At 66.9% G+C, this 23,025-nt stretch carries 23 protein-coding genes; 14 read left to right on the top strand and 9 right to left on the bottom strand.

Going from position 1 to position 23,025, the window contains the following annotated elements:
• The first annotated feature begins 27 nt into the window (after positions 1 to 27).
• Complete coding sequence (locus tag PJW05_RS17570) at positions 28 to 483, top strand: MarR family winged helix-turn-helix transcriptional regulator (RefSeq protein ID WP_271408254.1); 456 nt, start codon at positions 28 to 30, stop codon at positions 481 to 483.
• On the opposite strand, the gene PJW05_RS17575 is transcribed toward PJW05_RS17570, so the two are convergent.
• Entirely contained in the window at positions 480 to 1,109 is a 630-nt protein-coding gene (locus PJW05_RS17575; RefSeq protein ID WP_271408255.1) for a hypothetical protein, read from the bottom strand. The genes PJW05_RS17570 and PJW05_RS17575 overlap by 4 nt on opposite strands.
• Positions 1,110 to 1,257: 148 nt before the next feature.
• On the opposite strand from PJW05_RS17575, the gene PJW05_RS17580 reads away from it, so the two are divergent.
• On the top strand, positions 1,258 to 1,875 hold the full coding sequence (locus PJW05_RS17580; RefSeq protein WP_271408256.1) for a LysE family translocator: 618 nt from the start codon (positions 1,258 to 1,260) through the stop codon (positions 1,873 to 1,875).
• Positions 1,875 to 3,089: a benzoate/H(+) symporter BenE family transporter gene (locus PJW05_RS17585; RefSeq protein ID WP_271408257.1), complete on the top strand. Its 1,215-nt coding sequence runs from the start codon at positions 1,875 to 1,877 to the stop codon at positions 3,087 to 3,089. The genes PJW05_RS17580 and PJW05_RS17585 overlap by 1 nt, the downstream gene beginning before the upstream one ends.
• 80 nt (positions 3,090 to 3,169) lie before the next feature.
• Here PJW05_RS17585 and PJW05_RS17590 read toward each other — a convergent pair whose 3' ends face one another.
• A complete protein-coding gene (locus PJW05_RS17590; RefSeq protein ID WP_271408258.1) occupies positions 3,170 to 3,931 on the bottom strand; it encodes an SDR family oxidoreductase in 762 nt (253 codons plus the stop codon).
• A gap of 225 nt (positions 3,932 to 4,156) precedes the next feature.
• Between PJW05_RS17590 and PJW05_RS17595 the strand changes: the two genes are divergently transcribed.
• Positions 4,157 to 5,161 (top strand): NADP-dependent oxidoreductase, encoded by a 1,005-nt coding sequence (locus tag PJW05_RS17595; protein ID WP_271408259.1) that lies wholly within the window; start codon positions 4,157 to 4,159, stop codon positions 5,159 to 5,161.
• A gap of 45 nt (positions 5,162 to 5,206) precedes the next feature.
• On the opposite strand, the gene pyrF is transcribed toward PJW05_RS17595, so the two are convergent.
• Together pyrF and PJW05_RS17605 are read right to left on the bottom strand one after the other, a co-directional pair.
• Positions 5,207 to 5,905: an orotidine-5'-phosphate decarboxylase gene (gene pyrF / locus PJW05_RS17600; RefSeq protein ID WP_271408260.1), complete on the bottom strand. Its 699-nt coding sequence runs from the start codon at positions 5,903 to 5,905 to the stop codon at positions 5,207 to 5,209.
• A gap of 71 nt (positions 5,906 to 5,976) precedes the next feature.
• On the bottom strand, positions 5,977 to 6,711 hold the full coding sequence (locus tag PJW05_RS17605) for a ZIP family metal transporter (RefSeq protein WP_271408261.1): 735 nt from the start codon (positions 6,709 to 6,711) through the stop codon (positions 5,977 to 5,979).
• Positions 6,712 to 6,940: 229 nt separating this feature from the next.
• On the opposite strand from PJW05_RS17605, the gene PJW05_RS17610 reads away from it, so the two are divergent.
• Together PJW05_RS17610 and PJW05_RS17615 are read left to right on the top strand one after the other, a co-directional pair.
• Entirely contained in the window at positions 6,941 to 7,108 is a 168-nt protein-coding gene (locus tag PJW05_RS17610) for a DUF2897 family protein (protein WP_151135083.1), read from the top strand.
• Between the two features lie 52 nt (positions 7,109 to 7,160).
• Positions 7,161 to 7,919 carry a CPBP family intramembrane glutamic endopeptidase gene (locus PJW05_RS17615; protein ID WP_271408262.1) on the top strand — a complete coding sequence of 253 codons (759 nt, stop codon included), beginning with the start codon at positions 7,161 to 7,163 and terminating at the stop codon, positions 7,917 to 7,919.
• Here PJW05_RS17615 and PJW05_RS17620 read toward each other — a convergent pair.
• Together PJW05_RS17620 and PJW05_RS17625 are read right to left on the bottom strand one after the other, a co-directional pair.
• Entirely contained in the window at positions 7,876 to 8,691 is an 816-nt protein-coding gene (locus PJW05_RS17620) for an amino acid ABC transporter substrate-binding protein (RefSeq protein ID WP_271412248.1), read from the bottom strand. The two genes, PJW05_RS17615 and PJW05_RS17620, sit on opposite strands and share 44 nt — an antisense overlap.
• A gap of 106 nt (positions 8,692 to 8,797) precedes the next feature.
• The gene (locus PJW05_RS17625; protein ID WP_271408263.1) at positions 8,798 to 9,427 is read right to left on the bottom strand and encodes a TetR/AcrR family transcriptional regulator; all 630 of its coding nucleotides are present in this window, start codon (positions 9,425 to 9,427) and stop codon (positions 8,798 to 8,800) included.
• Between the two features lie 192 nt (positions 9,428 to 9,619).
• Between PJW05_RS17625 and PJW05_RS17630 the strand changes: the two genes are divergently transcribed.
• The 8 genes from PJW05_RS17630 (at position 9,620) to PJW05_RS17665 (ending at position 21,054) form a co-directional block, all read left to right on the top strand.
• Complete coding sequence (locus PJW05_RS17630) at positions 9,620 to 11,407, top strand: acyclic terpene utilization AtuA family protein (protein ID WP_271408264.1); 1,788 nt, start codon at positions 9,620 to 9,622, stop codon at positions 11,405 to 11,407.
• Between the two features lie 11 nt (positions 11,408 to 11,418).
• Positions 11,419 to 12,294, top strand: a complete 876-nt coding sequence (locus PJW05_RS17635; protein WP_271408265.1) for an SDR family oxidoreductase — start codon at positions 11,419 to 11,421, stop codon at positions 12,292 to 12,294.
• Entirely contained in the window at positions 12,294 to 13,910 is a 1,617-nt protein-coding gene (gene atuC / locus PJW05_RS17640; RefSeq protein ID WP_271408266.1) for a geranyl-CoA carboxylase subunit beta, read from the top strand. The genes PJW05_RS17635 and atuC overlap by 1 nt, the downstream gene beginning before the upstream one ends.
• A gap of 22 nt (positions 13,911 to 13,932) precedes the next feature.
• A complete protein-coding gene (gene atuD / locus PJW05_RS17645; RefSeq protein ID WP_271408267.1) occupies positions 13,933 to 15,093 on the top strand; it encodes a citronellyl-CoA dehydrogenase in 1,161 nt (386 codons plus the stop codon).
• A 122-nt stretch (positions 15,094 to 15,215) separates the two neighbouring features.
• Positions 15,216 to 16,010 carry an enoyl-CoA hydratase/isomerase family protein gene (locus PJW05_RS17650; protein WP_271408268.1) on the top strand — a complete coding sequence of 265 codons (795 nt, stop codon included), beginning with the start codon at positions 15,216 to 15,218 and terminating at the stop codon, positions 16,008 to 16,010.
• Between the two features lie 92 nt (positions 16,011 to 16,102).
• Positions 16,103 to 18,085: a geranyl-CoA carboxylase subunit apha gene (gene atuF, locus PJW05_RS17655; protein WP_271408269.1), complete on the top strand. Its 1,983-nt coding sequence runs from the start codon at positions 16,103 to 16,105 to the stop codon at positions 18,083 to 18,085.
• Positions 18,086 to 18,174: 89 nt separating this feature from the next.
• Positions 18,175 to 18,999, top strand: coding sequence for an SDR family oxidoreductase (locus PJW05_RS17660; protein ID WP_271408270.1), 825 nt, complete (start codon positions 18,175 to 18,177; stop codon positions 18,997 to 18,999).
• 231 nt (positions 19,000 to 19,230) lie between these two features.
• On the top strand, positions 19,231 to 21,054 hold the full coding sequence (locus PJW05_RS17665; RefSeq protein ID WP_271408271.1) for a long-chain-acyl-CoA synthetase: 1,824 nt from the start codon (positions 19,231 to 19,233) through the stop codon (positions 21,052 to 21,054).
• A gap of 119 nt (positions 21,055 to 21,173) precedes the next feature.
• Here the strand turns inward: PJW05_RS17665 and PJW05_RS17670 are convergent, their stop codons facing one another.
• From PJW05_RS17670 to PJW05_RS17680, 3 genes are all read right to left on the bottom strand, one after another.
• Positions 21,174 to 21,692, bottom strand: coding sequence for a hypothetical protein (locus PJW05_RS17670; RefSeq protein WP_271408272.1), 519 nt, complete (start codon positions 21,690 to 21,692; stop codon positions 21,174 to 21,176).
• A gap of 76 nt (positions 21,693 to 21,768) precedes the next feature.
• On the bottom strand, positions 21,769 to 22,437 hold the full coding sequence (locus PJW05_RS17675; protein ID WP_271408273.1) for a hypothetical protein: 669 nt from the start codon (positions 22,435 to 22,437) through the stop codon (positions 21,769 to 21,771).
• On the bottom strand, positions 22,434 to 23,024 hold the full coding sequence (locus PJW05_RS17680) for an RNA polymerase sigma factor (RefSeq protein WP_271408274.1): 591 nt from the start codon (positions 23,022 to 23,024) through the stop codon (positions 22,434 to 22,436). Before PJW05_RS17680 ends, PJW05_RS17675 begins: the two co-directional genes overlap by 4 nt.
• Position 23,025 lies beyond the last annotated feature (1 nt).

Raw genomic sequence — 23,025 nt, forward strand, 5'->3', positions numbered from 1 at the left:
TACGATGACCGTGGCAGAAACGTCAATATGCTTGACCTGAAAAACCCCGTCATTCAACAAGCCGCCATGGAAGCCTTCTTCTTTGGCTACCAGGCCTTCACCAGCAAGCCGGACGAAATCCTCGCCCGCCGCGGCCTGTCGCGGGTGCACCACCGCATCCTGTTCTTCATCGCCAAATACCCGGGCCTCAGCGTCAAGGAACTGCTGGGCTACCTGGGGGTGACCAAGCAGGCGCTGAACACCCCGCTGCGCCAGTTGATCGAGATGAAACTGGTGGAAAGCGTGGCGGCCGCCGACGACAAGCGCAAACGCCTGCTGGGGTTCACCCGCGAAGGGGCGAAACTGGAACAGGCCCTGCGCCGCGAACAGGCCCGCCTGCTGAAACGCGCCTTCGGCGAGGCGGGGGAAGACGCGGTGCACGGCTGGCTGCAGGTCAACCAGGCGCTGTGCAAGGCGCGCCAGAACGAAGCTTCGGAGGCCTAGGCCGTGGGCTCCAGCTCTCGCGCCCCACGGAAAAACACCAGCATCAGGGCCAGGTTGGCGGCGATCAGCGGCAACAGGCCGAGCATCATCAGCACGATGGTGGCCATCATGATGCCGCCCACCAGGTCCAGCCAGCCCATCACCCGGAGCGCCGGATAGGCGTTCTGGATCTTCAGCAGGCGCACGCCCAGCCAGGCGGTCAGCGCGCCGAGCAGGGCGACCGCGCCGAAGTAGAACAGCATCGGCCAACCTGGCTCGGTGCTGGCCTCCCCCAACAGAAAGCCCAACGCCTCGATCGCCAGGCTGCCGACGATCACCGCCCAGACCGGCGGTGCCAGGTCCTCGGCGGCGAAACGCGCCTCGGCGAACAACTTGAAGCGGATCAACAGGTAGCACCCGAGCAGCGTCAGCGCCACACCGAACCAGTCGGACAGGCGGGTCATCAGCGGGTCTTCGGTAGCGCCGGCGGCCACTGCGAGCCCGGTCAGGATCAGGGAGCTCGCTGCACAGACCAGGCTCAGCCAGGCCAGCAGCCTGAGGTGGCCGGGCGCCCAGCCGTTCATCTGCCGCGTTGCCGCCTCCTCCACCAACTCCACCTGCGGGGTGGCGTAAGGGTTCTCATCCATGTGTGTCTCCAGACGGGAAAAAGCATCACAGTAGTCGCTGATACCCGGGGTGCCAACCGACTGTATCGCTCAATGGGTGCATCGCTGTATCGGGACGTTTCCGGGCGCCTGGCCTTAGTCTGCCGGCATAACGACAAGGTAGACCGTCATGAGCCTGGAATTGATCTTCGCCTTCATCCTCTTCGCCTTCGTCACCTCGGTGACGCCCGGCCCCAACAACATGATGCTGCTCGCCTCCGGCGTGAACTTCGGGGTACGCCGCAGCCTGCCGCACATGCTCGGTATCAGCATCGGCTTCATGGTGCTGGTGGTGGCGGTCGGCCTCGGCCTGGCCCAAGTGTTCCAGCAGGTGCCGGAGCTCTACACCGCACTGCGCTACGCCGGCGCGGCCTACCTGCTCTACCTGGCCTGGAAGATCGCCGGGGCGGGCGCGCCGGACGCGGACAAGGCCGAAAAGCGCCCGAAACCCTTCACCTTCCTCCAGGCTGCCGCCTTCCAGTGGATCAATCCCAAGGCCTGGGTCATGGCCATCGGCGCCATCACCACCTACACCCCGCAGGAGAACTTCGTGGTCAACGTGGTACTGATCGCGGCCCTTTTCGCCCTGGTCAACTGCCCCAGTGTCGGTCTCTGGACCATCGCCGGCAGCCTGCTGCGCCGTTGGCTGTCCGAACCGCGCATACTGCGCCTGTTCAACATCGGCATGGCCCTGTTGCTGGTGGCCTCGCTCTATCCCATTCTGGTCGACGTCAACGGAACGCTCTGATGCACCCTACCTCGGAAACCCCGGTCAACCCGCCACGCTTGCGTCCCCTGGCGGACTCCTCGCCCTCCGCCGTGGTGGCGGGCTTCATCGCCATGCTCACCGGCTACACCAGTTCCCTGGTACTAATGTTCCAGGCCGGCCAGGCCGCGGGTCTGAGCAATGCCCAGATTTCTTCCTGGATCTGGGCCCTGTCCATCGGCATGGCCCTGACCACTATCGGCCTGTCCCTGCGCTACCGCACGCCGATCGTGGTTGCCTGGTCCACCCCCGGCGCGGCCCTGCTGATCACCAGCCTGCCGGGCGTCAGCTACGGCGAAGCCATAGGCGCCTTCATCGTCTGTGCCGCGCTGCTCGCCCTGGTGGGCCTGACCGGCGGCTTCGAGCGCCTGATGCGCCGGCTGCCGGCGTCGCTGGCGGCCGCCCTGCTGGCTGGCATCCTGTTCAAGATCGGCAGCGAGATCTTCATTGCCGCCCAGCACCGCACCGCGCTGGTCCTGGCCATGTTCGTCAGCTACCTGCTGTTCAAGCGCCTGCAGCCGCGCTATGCCGTGCTGGCGGCGCTCCTGGTGGGTTGCGTGATGGCGGCCGCGCTGGGCCTGCTGGACTTCAGCGGCTTCGAGTTCGCCCTGGCCGAGCCGGTGTGGACTACGCCGGAGTTTTCCGCCACGGCCGTGATCAGCATCGGCATTCCGCTGTTCGTGGTGGCCATGGCCTCGCAGAACATCCCCGGCATCGCCGTATTGCGCGCCGACGGTTACCCGGTGCCGGCCTCGCCGCTGATTTCGGTCACCGGCATCGCCTCCCTGCTGCTGGCGCCCTTCGGCTCCCACGGCATCAACCTGGCCGCCATCAGCGCCGCCATCTGCACCGGCTCCCACGCCCACGAGGACCACGCCAAGCGCTACACCGCCGCGGTCTGGTGCGGGATTTTCTACGGCGTCGCCGGCACCTTCGCCGCCACCCTCGCGGCGCTGTTCGCGGCATTTCCCACGGAGCTGGTGCTGTCCATCGCCGCCCTGGCGCTGTTCGGCTCCATCAGCAACGGCCTCACCGCCGCCATGCAGGAGCCCCGGGAACGCGAGGCGGCGCTGATCACCTTCATGGTCACCGCCTCGGGCATGAGCCTGCTGTCCATCGGCTCGGCCTTCTGGGGCCTGATCGCCGGAGTGCTGACCTTGCTGATCCTCAACGTCGACAGCGGCAAGCAAAAATGAAGAAAGGCGCCGCGAGGCGCCTTTCTTCTACAGCTGTGATGGGTTTCGCTTCGCTCTACGCCATCCTACGGAAGCTGCCTTCAAATTGCCGTGGCGCCGCCGTCCACGGCCAGGGCATGGCCGGTGGTGAAGCCGGCCGCGTCGCAGCAGAGATAGAGCACCGCCCCCGCGATTTCCTCCACCTTGCCGATGCGCCCCACCGGGTGCATGGCGAGGGCGAACTCGCCCTTCTTCGGATCAGACTCGCAGGCACGGCGGAACATGTCGGTGTCGATCACCGCCGGGCAGACCGCGTTGACCCGAACCTTCTTCTTCGCATATTCGACGGCCGCCGATTTGGTCAGGCCGATCACCGCGTGCTTGGAAGCGGCATAGATACTCATCTTCGGCGCGGCCCCCAGGCCCGCGACCGACGCGGTGTTGACGATGGCGCCACCGCCCTGGGCCAGCATCAGCGGAATCTGGTGCTTCATGCACAACCAGACGCCTTTCACGTTGACCCCCATGATGGCGTCGAACTCCGACTCGTTACCTTCCGCCAACCTGCCCTGCTCGATCTCGATGCCGGCGTTGTTGAAGGCGTAGTCGAGGCGGCCATAGGCGGCGAGGGTGCCCTGCATGAGCGCCTGGACCTCGGCGTCGCGGGTCACGTCGCAGCGGATGAAGCACGCTTCGCCACCCGCGGCGCGAATCAGTTCCGCGGTGCCTTCGCCACCGGCGACATCCACATCGGACACCACCACCTTGAGGCCCTCGGCGGCGAAGGCCTGGGCGGTCGCGCGGCCGATTCCATTGGCACCGCCAGTGACCAGGGCGACCTGGCCGGAAAACGTCATGCTCATCTCTGCAACCTCGACAGGAGTGGAAACTGCGGCGAAGTCTAGTCAGTCGCCACTGCGCCGCGTCAGCATCATCAGGACGCTGGTGGGCAGGTCATCCACTTCACTGATGCAAGCGAAGCCCCTTCATCATTGGCACTCATGGCTCGCCATTCGGCCCAGGCTCCGGACTTGCCGGGCTCCGGCCAGCGGGCTATCACCAAGGCTTTCCTTCGCGGAGTTCCTGCCATGTCCCTGCTCAACCGTCAGTTCCAGCTCGCCCAACGCCCGGTCGGCCCGGCCACCCGTGAAACCTTTTCCTACGTGGAAACCCCTGTCGGCGAGCCCGGCCCGGGACAGGTGCTGGTGGAAAACCTCTACCTCTCCCTGGACCCGGCCATGCGCGGCTGGATGAACGACGCCCGCTCCTACATCGCCCCCGTGGCAATCGGCGAGGTGATGCGCGCCCTCGGCGTCGGCAAGGTGGTGGCATCGCAACATCCGGACTACCAAGTGGGCGAGCACCTCTGCGGCGTGGTGGGCGTCCAGGACTACTTCCTCGGCGAGCCGCGCGACTTCCACAAGGTCGATCCGGGCCAGGCGCCCCTGCCGCTCTACCTCTCGGCCCTGGGCATGACCGGCATGACCGCCTATTTCGCCCTGCTCGACGTGGGCCAACCCAAGGCCGGGGAAACCGTGGTCATCTCCGGCGCCGCCGGTGCGGTGGGCAGCGTTGCCGGGCAGATCGCCCGGATCAGGGGCTGCCGTGTCGTGGGCATCGCCGGCGGCGCCGACAAGTGCCGCTACCTGGTGGACGAACTGGGCTTCGACGGTGCCATCGACTACAAGGCCGAGGACCTCCATGCCGCCCTCAAACGTGAATGCCCCAAGGGCGTGGACGTCTATTTCGACAACGTCGGCGGCGACATCCTCGACGCGGTGCTCACCCGCATCAACCGCAAGGCGCGCATTGTCATCTGCGGCGCCATCAGCCAGTACAACAACAAGGAGGCGGTGAAGGGACCGGCCAACTACCTGGCACTGCTGGTCAACCGCGCGCGCATGGAGGGCATGGTGGTGTTCGACTACGCACCGCGCTTCGGCGAGGCGGTCAAGGACATCGCCGGCTGGCTGGCCAGTGGCGAGCTGAAGAGCAAGGAGGATGTGGTGACGGGGCTGGGGACCTTCCCGGAAACCCTGGGCAGGCTGTTCAGCGGCGAGAACTTCGGGAAACTGGTGTTGAAAGTGCGCTGATGGAGGGCGAAAGTGCGCCACCGGCCGGGTGGCGCACCCGCACGCTCACGCCAGCTCGGCGACGACCGCGGCCAGAGCCTGGGCCGGATCGGCGGCCTGACTGATCGGACGGCCGATTACCAGGTAGTCCGAGCCGGCATCCAGGGCCTGGCGCGGGGTAAGGATGCGGCGCTGGTCGTCCTGGGCACTGCCAGCCGGACGGATACCCGGGGTCACCAGTTGCAGGCGCGGATAGGCAGCCTTCAGGTCGGCAGCTTCCTGAGCCGAGCAGACAAGGCCGTCCATGCCGGCCTTGTCGGCCAGGCCCGCCAGGCGCAGCACCTGCTCCCTGGGCTCGACGTCCAGGCCGATGCCGGCCAGGTCCTCGCGCTCCATGCTGGTCAGCACGGTCACGCCGATCAGCAGCGGCTTGGGCCCGTTGAACTTGTCCAGGGTTTCGCGGCAGGCCGCCATCATGCGCAGGCCGCCGGAGCAATGTACGTTGACCATCCACACGCCCATTTCCGCAGCGGCCTTCACCGCCATGGCGGTGGTGTTGGGGATGTCGTGGAATTTCAGGTCGAGGAAGACCTCGAAGCCCCGGTCACGCAGGGTCGAGACGATTTCGGAGGCGCAGCTGGTGAACAGCTCCTTGCCCACTTTGACCCGGCACAGCCTGGGGTCCAACTGGTCGGCCAGCCGCAGGGCGGCCTCACGGGTGGGAAAGTCGAGGGCGACAATGATCGGCGTCTGACAGGCGGACATGGGGCGGGCTCTCTGGCGAATCGGAAACGGCGCGCATTGTAGCGGAAGCCAACGCGCGCCGCTGCCTTCCCTCATACCAGGTGGTCGAGGGCGAACGCCGTCATGAAACCCGCCAGGGTGATCAGCCCGGTCCAGGCATGGGTGCTCTGGAAGGCCTCCGGGATCAGGGTATCCACCAGCATGCAGAGCACCGCCCCCGCCGAGAACCCCAGGGCGAAGGCCAGCCAGTGCGGCGACAGGTCGGCGAACAGTCCGGGGCCGGCCATGGCCGCCAGTCCGGACAGGACGGCGATGACGCCCCAGAGGCCGAACACCTGCCAGGCGCCGCGCCGCTCCTCGCGCAGGCCGGCGGCGCTGGCCAGGCCCTCGGGCAGGTTGGCGAGGAAGATGGCCACCAGCATCAGCACGCTGACCTCGCCCCCATCCAACAGGCCCAGCCCCAGTCCAAGGGACTCGGGAATGCCATCGAGGAAGGCGCCAACGGCGATCAGCAGGGCGACCATGCCATTGCCGCTCGTGCGGCGGTGATGGCCCTCGAGCCGGTCGAGGAACTGGCTGGCCAGCACGAACACGAAGCCGCCGGCCAACAATCCCGCCAGGGTCGGCCAAAGCCCTCCGATCCGTTCGGCTTCGGGAATCTGGCCGAAGCACAGCGCGGCGACCAGCACGCCGCTGCCGTAAGCCATGATCGATGCCACGACCTTCTGCGGCAGCCTGGCGAAAAAGCCCACGGCCGCGCCCAGCAGCAAGCTGCTGGCGGCCAGCCAACCCCACAGGCCGGCCTGGATGGTGACGGGAATCTGCATGAACGCCTCCTTGTTGAATTCGCCTGGGAATCAGGCCGGCCAGCAGTAGCCGTTTTCTCGCATCCTGGCTGTAGGACGATGCCGAAAAGATACCCGCCATGCTCCGAATGTAGCCTCCTGCGGTCGCGCCCTGGAAAAGAGCCCGCCCGCCTGCGCCGAACGACACCCGCGAATGTGGAAAGGCGCGCACAATCGAATAGAGTAATGGCCCTTTCCACAGGAGATCGTCATGCCCTGGTATGCCTGGCTGATACTGGTCCTGGCCATCGGCTCCATAGTCGGTAGCCTGATGCTGCTGCGCGACACGGCGAAGAAACTGCCGTTGACCGAGGAACAACTCAAGCGCATCCGCGAGCGCAATGCCGAGATGGATGCCAAGGAAGCCAAGGACCGCTGACCCCGTGCCCACCCCGGAAGGCCGAAGCGTGTTCCCGCGACAGGGAAGCCTCATGCCGCTTCACCTGCAGCTGCTGTTTCCGTTGATCGTCCTCGTCCTGGGCCAGGGCCTGGGTGGCGTGCAGCCGAGCGCCCTGCTGGCGGGGGTCGCCTATGCCGGCTGGGTCTTCGCCGAGCGCCAGTTGCCGGTGCAGCTGTGGCGGGTAGTCACCCTGCTGTCATCCGTCGCCCTGGCCGCCCACCTGTTGCCTGGTTTCAGCCCCCTGTCCCTCGGTGAGCCGCAACGGCTGAGCCCGGATGCCCCGCCCTACGCCCTGCGCCTTTCCTGGGACAAATTGCTGGTCGGCCTGACGCTGCTCGCCTGGTGGCTGGGCCGCCATCCGGCACCCTGCGGCCGCTCGCCGCGCCGAGCCTGGCTAGTGGTGCTGGCCACCCTGCCGCTGGTGCCGGCGCTGGCCCTGGTTACGGGCCTGGTGGGCTGGCAGCCGAAGTGGCCGGACATGATCTGGGCATGGCTGGCGATCAACCTGCTGGCCACGGTGCTGGCGGAAGAACTGGTATTTCGCGGGCTGCTGCAACCGGCGCTGGTGTCCGGGCTGGGGGCGCGCCAGGGCGTGCTACTCACGGCGGCCATCTTCGGCGCCGTGCATCTCCCGTTCAGCCCGTTGTTCGCCCTGATCGCCGGACTGGCCGGCCTGGGCTACGGCCTGGCCTACCATTACAGTGGCAGGCTCTGGGTAGCCGTGGCCCTGCACCTGGGCGTCAACCTCAGTCATCTGTTGTTGCTGAGCTACCCGCTGCGACTGGCCTGACCACCACCCCGTAAGGCTCGAATATCCGCTGCAACCGACCACCGGCACGCAGCGTCTCCAGCAGCGCGGCGAACTGCACGGCGCTGATGGGGGCTCCCGGCCGCAGCAAGGCGTAGTGATGGTAGCGCTGGTCCAGTCGGTCGCTGACGAGGAAGCTGCCGGCCAGCTCCGGATTGCGCTCCAGGTAGGCATTGAAATAGGAGCGGGTCACCAGAGCGATGTCCGCGCGCGCGCGCAACAGCATGCGCAGATTGCTGTCGTGGGAATACGTGAGCACCGCATTGAAGCGGTGCTGGAGAAAGTCCGGATCGGCGTTGAAGCCTGCAAAGCCGTAGTGATAGCCGTGGTAGAGCGCCAGGCGTTTGCCGGCCAGCGCATCGAAGTAGTCCTGCCCGCGCCCCGACTCGGCCTTGGCAACGAAGATTTCCGCATCCTCCAGGCCCATGTCGATGCGCGCGCCAGGAATGCCCTGCCAGCCCCAGTTCGGGTTCTCGAACACCGCCAAGTCGATCAGGCCTTCCTGAAAGCTCCGGAACCGTCGCGGAATCGAGGTGGGCCGCACGACGAAATGGAAGTCCTTCTGGACGTCGTTGAGCGCCGCGAGCAGGTCAAGGAGCAAGCCACTGGCTTCGGCCGATTCGGGTTTGATCACATAAGGAGGGAAATGGGCAGCGCCGACCCGGACAGTCTGCGCCGCCAGCGCGGGCCCCGAAACCAGCAAAAGCACGGAGAACCACACTGCCTTCAGGGTCAGCCCCCTCCTTGCGTCCATCGCTACCACCGCTCCCTGCTGATGAGGCCCAGCCCCGCAGCCTACGTGATTGATGCTTCGACGACCCGCCTTGCTGAGTGGACCGTGACGGAATTCACATTTGCCCTCAGGCGTTCTTGAGAACCAGCGACAGCGCCTGTTCGGCCAACTGGTCCAGGCTCATCGGCCCTTCCGGGCGGAACCAGGTGGTGGTCCAGCTCAGGGCCCCGGTAAGAAAGCGTCGCAGGATGAACGGATCGGCCGTGAAATAGCCCTCGGCCCGCGCCTCGCCCAGCACCTGCAGCCAGATCTGCTCGTAGGTTTCGCGCAGCGCGAGGATGTGCGCCTGGCTCTCCTCCGACAGCGAACGCCATTCGTACACCAGCACCGCCATGGCTTCCCCGGTGCCGCCCATGATGGACTGCAGCTCGCAGCGGATCAGCGCCAGCACCCGCTCGCGCAGGCTGTTGGCGTCCGTCAGGGCGGCACGCATCAGGGCGGTGTTGTAGAGGACGGTCTCCTCCATGACCGAGCGGAGGATCTCATCCTTGCTCTTGAAGTGGTGGAAGATGCTGCCGGACTGGATGCCCACGGCGCTGGCCAGATCGCGCACCGTGGTGCGCTCGTAGCCCTTGCTGCGGAACAGGTGGGCGGCGGTCTGCAACAGCTTGCCGCGGGCGCTGTCGGGGTCGGTGACCAGGCCGCTGGCTACCAGCTCGCGCATCACCGCCTGGGCTTTTTCGTCGTCAAGGCTCATCACAATCCCCGCTGCAGTCAGCCACTCCAACTTAAGAATGGTCCGCAAGTCTCTGTCTTGATTCACGAAATCTATGCCGACCGGGAATCCCAAGCAAGCGCTCGGGTGAAAAAGTGCTGCGCCGACACTTTTCAACCAAGCGCTTGCTTGGTAGTGTTCATCCATCACCCAACAGTGCTGCGGACCACTCCAATGACAAGAACCGTACGCATCGGCTGCGCCTCCGCCTTCTGGGGCGACACCTCCACCGCCGCCGCCCAGCTGGTACATGGCGCCACGCTGGACTACCTGGTATTCGATTACCTGGCCGAGATCACCCTGTCGATCATGGCCGGCGCCCGCCTCAAGGACCCCAACGCCGGTTACGCCACCGACTTCGTCGACGTGCTGGCCCCGCTGCTGCCGGCGATCGCCGAGAAGAAGATCCGCGTGATCAGCAATGCCGGCGGGGTCAATCCGGCCGCCTGCGCCAGCGCCCTGGCCGCTGCCTGCGAAAAGGCCGGTGTGAGGCTGAAAATCGCCGTCCTGCACGGCGACAACCTGCAGCCCCGGCTGGGCGAACTGGCCAAGGCGGGTATCCGCGAAATGTTCAGCGACGCCCCGCTGCCGCCTCTCTGTGTCTCGGTCAACGCCTACCTGGGCGCACCGGGCATAGTGGCGGCGCTGGAACGGGATGCGGACATCGTCATCACCGGCCGCGTGGTGGACAGCGCGGTGGTCAGCGCCGCACTGGTGCACGAATTCGGCTGGGCCTGGCGCGACTACGACAAGCTGGCCCAGGCGGCCCTTGCCGGTCATCTGATCGAATGCGGCGCCCAGTGCACCGGGGGCAACTTCACCGACTGGGAAGCGGTGCCGGACTATGAACACATCGGTTTCCCCATCGTCGAGGTCGAGGCCGATGGCACGTTCTGCGTGACCAAGCCGGAAGGTTCCGGCGGCCTGGTCACGCCGTTCTCCGTCGGCGAGCAGATGCTCTACGAGATCGGCGACCCACGTGCCTACCTGCTCCCCGACCTGGTCTGCGACTTCACCCGCGTCACCCTGGAACAGGCCGGCGCGCACCGCGTGCGCGTACAGGGTGCCCGCGGCCTGCCGCCGACACCGCAGTACAAGGTCAGCGCCACCTACCCCGACGGCTTCCGCTGCACCGCCAGCTGTCTGCTGGCCGGCGTCGATGCGGTGAGGAAGGCCGAGCGGGTCAGCCGCGCCATCATCGCCAAAACCGAGGAACTCTTCGCCGAGCGCGGCTGGGCCCCCTATCGCGAGGTCAACATCGAACTGCTGGGCAGCGAGGCCACTTACGGACCTCACGGCCAAAGGCAGGACAGCCGCGAAGTGGTGATCAAGATCGCCGTCAGCCATAGCCGCAAGGAGGCCCTGGTGCTGTTCTCCCGCGAGATCGCCCAGGCCGCCACCGGCATGGCGCCGGGCCTGACCGGCATCGTCGGCGGCCGCCCCACCGTCTACCCGGTGATCCGTCTGTTCTCCTTCCTGGTGGACAAGTCGCTCTGCAGCCTCGAAGTCGAGCTGGACGGCCAGCGCATCCCCTGCGAGCTGCCCGGCGTGGACAGCTTCGAGGTCGGCGCCCTGGCCGACGACCTGCCGCCCCCCACCGCCGAGGGCCAGGCCAGCGCCAGCGTCCCCTTGGTGAAGCTCGCCGTGGCGCGCTCCGGCGACAAGGGTAATCACAGCAACATCGGCGTCATGGCTCGCAAGCCCGAATACCTGCCCTGGATAGCCGAGGCCCTGACGCCCGAAGCCGTGGTCGACTGGATGGGCCATGTGCTCGACCCGCAACGGGGCCGCGTGGCTCGCTGGTACCTTCCGGGCAGCCACAGCCTGAACTTCCTGCTGGAGAACGCCCTCGGCGGCGGCGGCGTGGCCAGCCTGCGCATCGACCCACAGGGCAAGGCCTTTGCCCAGCAACTCCTGGAATTCCCGGTGCCGGTGCCGCAAGCCCTGGCCGACAGCCTCTGAGGATGCAATCCATGGCATACGATTCGGTATTCACGCCCGGCCTGTTCAGTGGCCAGACCATCATGGTCACCGGCGGCGGCAGCGGCATCGGCCGTTGTACCGCCCACGAGCTGGCCGCCCTGGGCGCCCATGTGGTGCTGGTGGGACGCAAGCCGGAAAAGCTGGAGAAGACGGCTGGCGAAATCAGCGAAGACGGTGGCAGCGCCAGTTGGCAGGCCTGCGATATCCGCGACGAAGAGGCGGTCAAGGCCATGGTTGCGGCGGTGCTGGGCGAGCGCGGCGCGATCCACCATCTGGTGAACAACGCCGGCGGCCAGTACCCCGCCCCGCTCGCCTCGATCAACCAGAAGGGCTTCGAGGCCGTGGTGCGCACCAACCTGGTAGGCGGCTTCCTGGTGGCCCGCGAAGTGTTCAATCAGGCCATGAGCAAGACCGGCGGCAGCATCGTCAACATGCTCGCCGACATGTGGGGCGGCATGCCCGGCATGGGCCACTCCGGCGCCGCCCGCGCCGGCATGGAGAACTTCACCAAGACCGCCGCCGTCGAGTGGGGCCATGCCGGGGTGCGGGTCAATGCCGTGGCGCCGGGCTGGATCGCCTCCAGCGGCATGGACACCTATGAAGGCGCCTTCAAGGCCATCATCCCCACCCTGCGCGAACATGTGCCGCTCAAGCGCATCGGCAGCGAGTCGGAAGTGGCGGCCGCCATCGTCTTCCTGCTCTCTCCCGGCGCGGCCTTCATCAGCGGCACCACCATTCGCATCGACGGTGCGGCCAGCCAGGGCAGCCGCGCCTTCCCCCTGGTCAAGGCCAAGCCCGGCCAGAGCAAGGCCTACAACGGCTTTCACCGGGCCTACCTGCCCGACGTACTGAAGGATCAAGCCTGATGGCCGTCATCCAGTCCGAACTCGACGTCCAGGGAGAAGACTTCGCGAAGAACCGCGACGCCATGCTCGCCGCCATCGCCGGCTTCCGCGAGATCGAACAGAAGGTCCTGGACAAGGCGGCCGAGGCCAAGCCGAAATTCGAGAAGCGTGGCCAGCTCCTGCCCCGCGAGCGGTTGAACCTGCTGCTGGACCCGGGCAGTCCCTTCCTCGAACTCTGCTCCCTGGCCGGCTACAAGCTGCACGATGACAAGGACGGCACCCAGGCCGGCGGCGGCATCATCGCCGGCATCGGCTATATCGCCGGGGTGCGCTGCCTGATCAGCGCCAGCAACAGCGCCATCAAGGGCGGCACCATCTCGCCCACCGGGCTGAAGAAGACCCTGCGCCTGCAGCAGGTCGCCATGGAGAATAAACTGCCGCTGGTGGCGCTCACCGAAAGCGGCGGCGCCAACCTCAACTACGCGGCGGAAATCTTCGTCGAAGGCGCGCGGGGCTTCGCCAACCAGGCGCGCATGTCCGCCATGGGCATCCCCCAGGTCACGGTCGTGCACGGTTCCAGCACCGCCGGCGGCGCCTACCAGCCGGGGCTGTCGGACTATGTGATCGTGGTGCGCGGCAAGGCCAAGATGTTCCTCGCCGGGCCGCCGCTGCTCAAGGCCGCCACGGGAGAAGTGGCGACGGACGAGGATCTGGGCGGCGCCGAGATGCACGCCCAGGTGGCCGGCACCGCCGAATACCTGGCGGAGAACGATGCCGACGGCCTGCGCCTGGCCCGCGAAATCCTCGCCATGCTGCCCTGGAACGCCCAGCTGCCACCCCCGCGCAAGGCCGAATGGCGTGAACCGCTGTACAGCGCCGAGGAACTGCTGGGGGTGGTCCCGGCGGACCCGAAGAAACCCTACGACGTGCGCGAGATCGTCGCCCGCATCGCCGATGGCTCGGAATTCCTCGACTTCAAGCACGAATACGACAGCCAGACCATCTGCGGCCACCTGCGCATCGAGGGCCGGCCGTGCGGCCTGATCGGCAACAACGGCCCCATCACGCCCCAGGGCGCGGCCAAGGCGGCGCAGTTCATCCAGCTCTGCGAGCAGGCCAACGTGCCCCTGCTGTTCCTGCACAACACCACCGGGTTCATGGTGGGCACCGAGTCCGAACAGTTGGGAGTGATCAAGCACGGCGCGAAGATGATCCAGGCGGTGGCCAACGCCCGCGTGCCCAAGCTCACCCTGGTGGTGGGCGGCTCCTACGGCGCCGGCAACTACGCCATGTGCGGCCGCGGCCTGGACCCGCGCTTCATCTTCGCCTGGCCCAACAGCCGCACCGCCGTGATGGGTGGCGCCCAGGCCGGCAAGGTATTGCGCATCGTCACCGAGGAAAAGCACGCCAAGGAGGGCAAGGAGCCCGATCCGAAGATGCTCGACATGCTGGAACAGATGACCGCGCAGAAGCTCGACAGCCAGTCCACCGCCCTCTATGGCACCGCCAACCTCTGGGATGACGGCTTGATCGACCCCCGTGACAGCCGCCGCCTGCTGGGTTATCTGCTGGATATCTGCGCGGAGGCCGAAGCCCGGCCGCTCAAGGCCAACAGCTTCGGCGTGGCCCGTTTCTGAATCGATAAGGAGAACAAGAAAAATGATCTTCACCCAGGAACACGAAGAACTCCGCCGCACCGTGCGCCATTTCGTCGACAGGGAGATCAACCCCCATGTCGACCAGTGGGAAAAGGAAGGCCGTTTCCCCATTCACGACATTTTCAAGAAGGCCGGCGAGCTGGGCCTGCTGGGCATCTCCAAACCGGAGAAGTTCGGCGGCATGGGCCTGGACTACAGCTACTCGATCGTCGCCGCCGAAGAATTCGGCACCATCCATTGCGGCGGTATCCCCATGTCCATCGGCGTGCAGACCGACATGTGCACCCCGGCCCTGGCCCGTTTCGGCTCCGATGAGCTGCGCGAGGAATTCCTCCGTCCCGCCATCAGCGGCGAGAGGGTCGGCTGCATCGGCGTCTCCGAAGTGGGCGCGGGTTCCGACGTGGCCGGGCTGAAGACCACCGCCCGCAAGGACGGCGACGACTACGTGATCAACGGCAGCAAGATGTGGATCACCAACTCCCCCAGCGCCGACTTCATCTGCCTGCTGGCCAACACCTCGGACGACAAGCCCCACGTCAACAAGTCGCTAATCATGGTGCCGATGAACACGCCCGGCATCACCCTCAGCGCCCACCTCGACAAGCTCGGCATGCGCAGCTCCGAGACCGCCCAGGTGTTCTTCGACAACGTCCGCGTGCCGCAGCGCTACCGCATCGGCCACGAAGGCGCGGGCTTCATGATGCAGATGCTGCAGTTCCAGGAGGAACGCCTGTTCGGCGCCGCCAACATGATCAAGGGCCTGGAGCACTGCGTCGACGTCACCATCGACTACTGCAAGGAGCGCAAGACCTTCGGCAATGCGCTGATCGACAACCAGGTGATTCACTTCCGCCTGGCCGAACTGATGACCGAGATCGAGGCCCTGCGCGCCCTGGTCTACCAGGCCGTGGAACTCTACGTCACCGGCAAGGACGTCACCCGTCTTGCCTCCATGGCCAAGCTCAAGGCCGGCCGCCTCGGCCGCGAGGTCACCGACGCCTGCCTGCAATACTGGGGCGGCATGGGCTTCATGTGGGACAACCACGTATCCCGCGCCTACCGCGATACCCGCCTGGTCTCCATCGGCGGCGGCGCCGACGAGATCATGCTCGGCATCATCTGCAAGCTGATGGGCATCCTGCCCGGCAAGAAGAAGGGCTGAGGATCCGTAGGATGGGTGGAGGCGCGCAGCGCCGATACCCATCGCCTCGAATGATGGGTATCGCTCCGCTCGCGGAACGCCGCCCGCCCCAGCCTACGACCACGCATCTCCGGGACACGACCATGGAATTGCCGAACACTGAAACCCTGCTGCTGGAACAGGCCGATGGCGTGCTGCACGTCACCCTGAACCGGCCGGACTGCCGCAACGCCATGAGCCTGACCATGGTGAATGAACTGCGCGCCGTACTGGCCGCAGCGCGTGAAGACGCCGGCGTGCGCGCCCTGGTGCTGCGAGGCGCCGACGGCCACTTCTGTGCCGGCGGCGATATCAAGGACATGGCCAGCGCCCGTACCAGCGGCAGCGCCGCCTACCGTGACCTGAACCGCGCCTTCGGCCGCCTGCTGGAGGAAGCCCAGGCGCAACCCCAGGTACTGGTGGCGGTGCTGGAAGGCGCGGTGCTCGGCGGCGGTTTCGGTCTGGCCTGCGTCTCCGATATCGCCATCGCCCTGCAAGGCGCCCAGTTCGGCCTGCCGGAAACCAGCCTGGGCATCCTCCCGGCACAGATCGCCCCCTTCGTGGCCAGGCGCGTCGGCCTGACCCAGGCCCGCCGCCTGGCCCTGACCGCCGCCCGCTTCGACGGCGTTGAGGCCCTGCGCCTGGGTCTGGTGCATTTCGCCGAACCTGATACGGCAACCCTGGAACAGCGGCTGATGGACAGCCTGCAACAGGTGCGTCGCTGCGCCCCCGGCGCCAACGCGCGGACCAAGGCCCTGCTGCTGGCAACCGAGGTCGAGCCCCTGGGCAACCTGCTGGACAGTGCGGCCGAGCAGTTCGCCGAAGCCGTCACCGGGCCGGAAGGCACCGAAGGGACCCTGGCCTTCGTGCAGAAGCGCAAGCCCGCCTGGGCCGTGTAGCCAGCCCCCCTAACGAACGGATGTAGCCCGGATGCAATCCGGGAAAGTCCAACCCCGGAGGCATCCGGGCTACGTACAGCAGGAGCATTCCGATGCCCGCGTTCAACAAGATCCTCATTGCCAACCGTGGCGAAATCGCCTGCCGGGTGATGCACACGGCACAGTCGCTTGGCTACCGCACCGTGGCTGTCTACAGCGAGGCCGATGCCGACGCCCGCCATGTGCAACTGGCCGACGAGGCGGTGTGCATCGGCCCGGCACCGGTGGGGCAGTCCTATCTGTCGGTCGAAGCCATCATCGCCGCGGCCCGCAAGACCGGCGCCAAGGCCGTCCATCCCGGCTACGGATTCCTCTCCGAGAATGCCGAATTCGCCCGCGCCTGTGAGGCGGCCGGCATCGCCTTCATCGGCCCGACGGCGCAAGCCATCCACCTGATGGGCAGCAAGCGCCTGTCCAAGCTGGCCATGCTGGAAGCCGGCGTGCCCTGCATCCCCGGCTACGAAGGCGCCGAGCAGGACGACGCGACCCTGGCCCGGGAAGCCGAACGCATCGGCTACCCCCTGATGATCAAGGCCAGCGCCGGCGGCGGCGGGCGTGGCATGCGCCTGGTGCAGGGGGCTGAGGAACTCGCGGCGCAGCTGCGCACGGCCCGCTCGGAAGCGTTGAACGCCTTCGGCAGCGCCGAGCTGATCCTGGAAAAGGCCGTGCTGCAACCGCGCCATGTGGAAATCCAGGTGTTCGGCGACCAGCACGGCAACATCGTCTACCTGGGAGAACGCGACTGCTCGGTGCAACGCCGCCACCAGAAGGTGATCGAGGAAGCGCCCTGCCCAGTCATGACGCCCGAATTGCGCCAGGCCATGGGCGAAGCAGCGGTTCTGGCCGCGCGCACGGTGGACTACGTCGGCGCCGGCACCGTCGAGTTCCTGCTGGACGCCGGCGGCGACTTCTACTTCCTGGAAATGAACACCCGCCTGCAGGTGGAGCATCCGGTCACCGAACTGATCACCGGCCAGGACCTGGTGGCCTGGCAGATTCGCGTGGCGGAAGGTGAGCCGCTGCCGCTGAAACAGGCAGACATCCATCTGAACGGTCATGCCATGGAAGTGCGTCTCTACGCCGAAGACCCGGCCGCCGGCTTCCTGCCCCAGACCGGCGAGGTGCTGCGCTGGGAGCCGTCGATACTTCCTGGCATCCGTATCGACCACGGCCTGGTGGAAGGCCAGGCCGTCACGCCGTTCTACGACCCCATGCTGGCCAAGGTGATCGCCTGGGGCGCCACCCGTGACGAGGCCCGGCGCAAACTGGCCCGTGCCGTGGAGGATTGCGTGCTGCTGGGGGTCAAGGGCAACCAGCGCTTCCTCGCCAACCTGCTCAGGCACCCGCGCTTTGCCGCCGGCGAAGCCACCACCGCCTTTATCGGCGAAGCCTTTTCCAGCGATGCCAGCCTGAGCCCGCAATCGATCTTGCCGGCCGAACTGGCCGTCGCCGCCACCCTGCTCTACCAAGCGTCGGCCACCGGCAGCGCCCACCAGGGCAGTCTGGCCGGCTGGCGCAGTGCCGGCAGTGCCCCCTGGCGCCTGATGGTGCGCCAGGGCGAGCAGAAGCATGCCGTGGAACTGGCGGTACAGGACGCCGGGCAACAACCGCGCCTGCAGGCCAGGGTCGGCGAGGCGGTCATTGTCATTCGCATGCTGGCCGCCGATGGCCGCTGGGCGACGGTGGAGCTGGACGGCATCCGCCGCCGTGTGGCCTACCATCAGCGCGGCACGCAGCTCTGGCTGTTCGGCCAGCACGGCAACCTGGAACTGCAGGACGTGACCCACGAAGCGGCCGGCGGCCAGGGCGGCGCGGGCTCCGGCACGGTGAAGGCCCCCATGGATGGCGCCATAGTCGAGGTGCTGGTGAGCGAAGGCGAACGGGTCGGCAAAGGCCAACTGCTGGTGGTGCTGGAAGCCATGAAGATGGAACACCCGCTGAAGGCCAGCGTTGACGGCGTTATCCGCCGCGTGCAGGTCAGCCGCGGCGACCAGGTGAAGAGCCGCCAACTGCTGGTGGAGGTGGAAGAAGCCTGACGCTCCCCGCAGCTTCCCGACGGGAGCGAATCCACTCGCGAATGGGCCGCAACGCGGCCCCCCAAGGAACAACAATCAGGAGAACGCGCATGTCCCTTTCCGGCAAGACCCTGTTCATCACTGGCGCCAGCCGTGGCATCGGCCGCGAAATCGCCCTGCGCGCCGCCGCCGACGGCGCCAACCTCGTCATCGCCGCCAAGAGCGCCGAGCCCCATCCCAAGCTGCCCGGCACCATCTTCAGCGTGGCCGAGGAGGTGCAGGCCGCCGGCGGCAACGCCCTGCCCCTGCAACTGGACGTGCGCGACGAGCATGCCGTGGCCGAGGCCATGGCCAAGGCCGCGGCGCACTTCGGCGGCATCGATGCCCTGGTCAACAACGCCGGCGCCATCAAGCTGGTGGGCGTCGAGCTCCTGGAGGCCAAGCGCTTCGACCTGATGTACCAGATCAACACCCGCGCGGTCATGGTTTGCAGCCAGGCCGCCCTGCTCTACCTGAAGCAGAGCGCCAACGGCCATATCCTCAACCTCTCGCCGCCGCTCAACCTGGCGCCGAAGTGGTTCGCCCAGCACGGCCCCTACACCGTCACCAAATACGGCATGAGCATGCTCACCCTGGGCATGAGCGAGGAGTTCAAGAAGTACGGCATCAGCGTCAACTCGCTGTGGCCGCAGACCATGATCGCCACCGCCGCCATCGAATTCGAGCTGGGCAGCCGCGACGCTTTCAAGCGCGCCCGCACCCCGACCATCATGGCCGACGCCGCCCATGCCATCCTGACGAGCGAAGACCGCAGCATCACCGGGCGCCTGCTGATCGACGAAGCGCTGCTGCGCGAGCAAGGCCAGACCGAGTTCGAGCAGTACCGCTACGACCCCGAAGGCGGTTCGCTGGTGCCGGATCTGTTTCTGGATTGATCCTCCCTCTTGTGGGAGCGAATTCATTCGCGAATGGGCGGCGCAGCCGCCCTGGAACACCGCAGGGCATGACTACGTCCTGCTTCGCGAATGAATTCGCTCCTACAGATTGAGCGCCCGGACTTCCGTTCGCCCATCTGCCCCCTGATGTCCGCGCCAGGGTCATGGCGCGGACAGACAGCCCGCCCTAGAGTCATGTCTGCGCACAACAACGACAATTACGCGAGCATCATGAGCCAAGCCGACCTGATCTCCCCGCTTCGCTTCATTACCCGCCTGCCGGCCAACCTGCCACGTCTGCCGCGCATGCTGCTGGGTCTTTACTACACCGGTATCCGCAACCGCGAGAAAACGCTGTCCCTGGGCTGGGCCCTGGAGCGCGCTGCCCGCCTGTATCCACGGCGACCGGCAGTGATCGATGAAAGGCGCCGGCTCGGCTACGCCGAATTCAATGCCTGGTGTAATCGTCTGGCCCATGCCCTGAAGGCCGAAGGCGTGGCCCATGGCAGCGTGGTGGCGGTGATGCTGGAAAATCGTATCGAAGTGCTGGCGGTGCTCGGTGCCCTGGCCAAGCTCGGAGCCATCGCCGCCCTGGTCAACACCACCCAGCGCGGCAAGGTGCTCAGCCACAGCCTGAACCTGGTGAAGGCCCGGCACTTTGTGGTGGGCGACGAACTGCGCGGCGCCTTCGACGACGTGCGCGACCAATTGGAGGACACCCGTCACTGCTACTGGGTGGCCGATGCGGACTGCTTCTGCGAACCGGGCGACACCCCGCCCGGCTGGCAGAACCTGATGCGCCTGGCACTGGACCAGTCCGGCGAAAACCCGGACGAGACGGGCCTGGTTCGGCTCAAGGACGCCTGCTTCTACATCTATACGTCCGGCACCACCGGCCTGCCCAAGGCCTCCATCCTCAGTCACGGCAAGTGGATCAAGGCCTACGGCGGCTTCGGCCATTCGGGCCTGGGTCTGACCGAGAACGACGTTTTCTACCTGACCCTGCCCTGTTACCACAACAACGCGGTGACCGTGAGCTGGGCTTCGGTACTGGCGGGCGGCGCCGCCATCGCCCTGCGCCGCAAGTTTTCCGCCAGCAACTTCTGGAAGGACGTGGCGCGCTACCAGGCCACGTGCTTCGGCTACATCGGCGAACTCTGCCGCTACCTGTTGAACCAGCCGCCCTGTCCTGAGGAGCGCGGCAACACGCTCACCAGCATGATCGGCAACGGCCTGCGCCCGTCCATCTGGGCGGAGTTCAAGGCGCGCTTCGGCATCGAGCGGGTGATGGAGTTCTATGCCTCCAGCGAGGGCAATATCGGCTTCACCAACCTGTTCAACTTCGACAATACCGTGGGCTTCTCCCCGGCCACCTTCGCCATCGTCCGCTACGACCTGGAAAACGACCGGCCGCTGCGCAACCAGCGCGGCTTCCTGGAGGAAGTCGCCAGGGGCGAGGCGGGCCTGCTGATCAGCGAGATCAGCGACAAGTGGCCCTTCGACGGCTACACCGACCCGGCCAAGAGCGAGGCGGTGATCCTGCGCGACGTATTCAAGCAGGGCGACGCCTGGTTCAACACCGGCGACCTGATGCGCGGCATCGGCTGCAAACATGCGCAATTCGTCGACCGCCTGGGCGATACCTTCCGCTGGAAGGGCGAGAACGTTTCCACCACCGAGGTGGAAAACGCCCTCGGCGCCTTCCCCGGCGTGGAGGATGCGGTGGTGTACGGCGTGGAGATTCCCGGTACCAATGGCCGTTGCGGCATGGCGGCCCTGCGCCTGGCCAGCGGAGCGCACCTGAATCGCCAGGCCCTGGCCGACCACCTGGATCGCGAGCTGCCGGCCTATGCCTCGCCGCTGTTCGTGCGCCTGCTGGACGAGGTGGAGACCACTGGAACCTTCAAGTACAAGAAGACCGACCTGAAGCAACAGGCGTACGACCCCGAGGCTGTGAACGCGCCCCTCTTCGCCCGGCTGCCCGGCGATGCGCACTTCCGCCCGCTGGATGACGCGCTGTATCAGGCGATACAACGCGGGGACTACCGATTCTGAGGCTGGCCTCTTGATGTCGGTCCCACAGCACCCGGTTGCAGCCGGGTGGACCACGCTTCAGCGCTCCCCCCTTCGAAGCCACGGTGTTGGCTTGGGAGTGCCCGCCCGAGGGTGGCGGATCAGCGCTTGAACTCGAACTGCAGCTCAGCCCCTTCCACCGAGCGCCAGTAATCATCCTCCCGTTCGTTGGTGATCAGCTTGCCGTTGAGCTGGAACGGGCTTTCCGGCAAGGGCTTTTCCACGAACAGCTGCGGCAGCAGCGGCTGCTCCGACAGATCACCCGTGGTGCCCTCGGGGGCCAGTTGATCGGCCAACTCCTTGGGTAGGCTGAGATCGATCCTGGCCTTGGGCAACGGCTTCGCGACGGTCGCCGCCACGGGCGGCTCCTTCGGCTTGACCGGCGCGGGGGGCGACGGCGACGGCTTCACCGGAACCACCGGCGCCGGTGGAGCGGGCTTGGGCTCAGGCACAGCCGGCGCGACCGACACGGCTGGCTCCAGTGCTGGCGAAGGCGGTTCCGGCTGGCTGGACATGGGCGGCGGCACGGGCGGTGCCTTGGGTGGCGACGGGGCTTGCTTGTCGCACGCAGTCAGCAGAGCCAGTACCAGACCGGCACAGAGCGTATGGATTGCGCGCATGGCGGCTCTAGCAGGGAATGACGATGACGCCATGCTCCACCTTGCCCCGCCCCCTGGCAAGCCTGACGCGACCGCCTCAGCGGTCCGCTTCCAGCTCGCGCAGCTCGGCGGCGATATCCCGCTGCGGATAGCGCGCCTGCAACTCGTCCAGCAGCCTGTGCGCCTCGTCGCGCCGACCCTCCGCCCGCAGCGCCAACACGCGGCGCAGGCTGGCTTCCGGCTCGGCGGGCGGCGCGGACCTGGCCAATTCCGCCTTGGGCGAGGCCTCCTCCAGGTGCGAGAAGCCTGTCCCTCGGGCTTCGACTTCGGCACTGCTGTCGGCCATGGCCGAGCTCTTCTTCTCCATCCGGGCCGGCGGGCTCGCCAGGGTGGAGGGTGCAGCGCGGGACATCGGGGCGGCGGCTGGTGCCGGCGCGGAGTACGGCGCCGAGCCGGCCGGCGGTGCGTCGAAGCGCTGCTCGGCCTGCTCCTGGGTGCGCAGGGTCAGGCTCAGGCCAATGCCCAGGGTGGCGAAGCCGGCCAGGGCGACCGTCCAGCGCTGCCGCCCGCCCGCGCCGAACAGCCAGGCGTGCAGTCGCCCGGCGAAGGAGGGTCCGGGGGCGGCCCGCTTCTGCGTCGCCTGGGCCGCGGCGGCGGCAAGGATGCGCTGGTCCAGCGCTGCCGAAGGCTCGTCGTGGCAGTGGCTGCGATAGTGTTCGAGCAGTTCCCGTTCCATGGCGTCCGGCTGTTTCGGGTCTTGGTTCATGCGGATACCTCCTCGGCCGACGCCGGGTCGGCCAGCAGCCGACGCAACTTCTGCAGTGCATAACGCAGGCGGCTCTTCACCGTTTCTGCCGGTGTGCGGGTGAGTTCGGCGATCTCGGCCAGCTCCAGGTCGCCATGGGCGCGCAGCAGGAAGACTTCACGCTGTTCGCCCGGCAGCTCATCCAGGGCCGCGCGCAAGCGCTGCTGGTCACGGCTGAGAGAGAGTTCGTGCGCGGGATCGGGGCTGTTGCCGGGCATGGCGTCGCCGTGCAGCGCTTCGTCGAACGCCTCGGTGACGCCCTGTTGGCGGCCATGCTTGCGCCAATGGTCGATCAGCCGATTGCGGGCGATCTGGTAGAGCCAGGTCTTGAAACCGGCTTGACCGAGCGGCTCGGACGCGCTGCGGATCAGGTTGAGCCAGGTTTCCTGAAAGATTTCCTCGGCCAGCGCGGCGTCGCCGCACAGACCGCAGAGAAAGCGGTAGAGACCGAGGCGGTGGCGCGCATAGAGCGCGCCAAAGGCTTCGGCATCGCCGTTGCGGTAGCGCCGCAGCAAGGCGGCGTCGTCGTCCGTGAAGGTCGCGTTCACG

This window comes from Pseudomonas sp. Q1-7, from assembly GCF_028010285.1.
Lineage (GTDB): Bacteria > Pseudomonadota > Gammaproteobacteria > Pseudomonadales > Pseudomonadaceae > Metapseudomonas.